This is a genomic window from Natronolimnohabitans sp. A-GB9 (assembly GCF_030848565.1).
GTDB lineage: Archaea > Halobacteriota > Halobacteria > Halobacteriales > Natrialbaceae > Natronolimnohabitans.
On record NZ_JAVDDV010000059.1, the window covers coordinates 1 to 1,409 of the forward strand.

The 1,409-nt window shown below is 48.3% G+C and carries 2 protein-coding genes and 1 pseudogene; all 3 read left to right on the forward strand.

The window, feature by feature from the left end:
* Window positions 1-483, forward strand: a 483-nt coding sequence (locus RBH26_RS21260; protein ID WP_306760366.1) for a hypothetical protein, incomplete at its 5' end; no start/stop codon positions are given.
* Window positions 480-815, forward strand: a complete 336-nt coding sequence (locus tag RBH26_RS21265; protein ID WP_306760367.1) for a hypothetical protein — start codon at window positions 480-482, stop codon at window positions 813-815. The genes RBH26_RS21260 and RBH26_RS21265, both read left to right, overlap by 4 nt.
* A 327-nt stretch (window positions 816-1,142) precedes the next feature.
* Window positions 1,143-1,409, forward strand: a pseudogene (locus RBH26_RS21270) (hypothetical protein); the annotation flags it as partial.

The following is a 1,409-nucleotide window of genomic DNA, read 5'->3' on the forward strand; positions in this document are numbered from 1 at the left end:
AACCGTGAAAAAGTCGCTGCTGGTATGATCGAATTTCTGTATCTTGGACTCAACGAATACGCTTCCGATGCGGAAGAGATGACTGATGATAACGCAGCTGATCGTGCACTAGCATTTAGACGTGCCTTGACTGACGGCATCCAAAACGGAAAGGAACATTTCGATAATGGGCCAGATCATGTTTTGATCGACTCGAATACAGAATTATTTGAAGCGCCCTCAGTAGAGGATCTACAGCGCGCTATCGATACCGGTCAATGGCGAGATGCGAATGATTATGTTCAAGGAGCTTTCGATGAACCTGATGATGCTGTTATAGAGAAGGAAGACGCAGCAAAACAGTTCCATATGGACCTTCACTTGGCCATCGAACGAGAGCTATATTCGCGTCGGCAGCGTGCCACATCAGAAATCAAGCGGCACGATACATTGGTTGGCTCTGCAGGTCTACTGAGCGACCGTGAGCAAGGCGCCAACAAATGACAGCGAGCACAACCGGTGAAGAGGGGTATCACCGAATAGCAATTGTCATCTCAGAACACCCCCAGAAGCCCCTACTTGGTAACGTCGTGGCGCTCAGTAGTTCGCACGGATATGATATTGATGGTGACTTGCTCCATTCCCTAGTTGAGGGAGCTGAAGAGCGTTTTGAGATAGAAGAGTACGCTACTGAACTCTACCTTGGGGTAGTATATGTTGATATTGCAACCACTGAAGTTGTAGGTGTGTGTTGGGAGGATACCCCGAAGCCCTATAACCACGGAGATTTTGGGGAATCTGTTGACGAACTTCCTGACGATATGGTTCCAGTGTAAGAGTTTATAGAACGACTGGAAGTTACAGATCCTTCAGACCAAACCGACTGTGGTCTGCCACCGCTTGAGTTCCTTGGAATTTAGAGAGATCTCTAGTAGGAGATGAAAAGAAAGAATACAGGAGATTGATCTGTTCATTTTGGCTGATGTGAGCTGAATCAACCACTCAGTAAAGGGCGTCTCGTTAACGGAGCGATCTTCAATACCTCCAATTACTGCCAAAGTTGGATCGTGTCGTAAAGTCCTCTAGAATTTAGTAATAACTGACTCCCGTGAGGACGACGTCACATCTAGTGTCCATCCGAGAGGTGTCCCAAGCACGCCACAATCGACGTGCAGTTCACGATTGGAATCGACGACCACAGAACGATACCGTTCGCCATACTTGCTGAGTTTCTCACCGAGCAGAACTCGAATCTGTCCTACTGGAAGAACTGGCCGAGAGCCTCGACACGAGCCGCGTCAAGACGCTCTGTGGGGAGAAACACGCGCCCGTGAGAATGGTGGCCGACGCTTCCAACGAGCTGGTACCGATACCCACACAGAAACGATACTTCATCAACATATTAATAAGACTCCTATCAAAAAGGGGAA

Bases quoted from the DNA above. Each gene is read 5' to 3' on its own strand.
- RBH26_RS21265 (WP_306760367.1), top strand. From the start codon at position 480: ATGACAGCGAGCACAACCGGTGAAGAGGGGTATCACCGAATAGCAATT.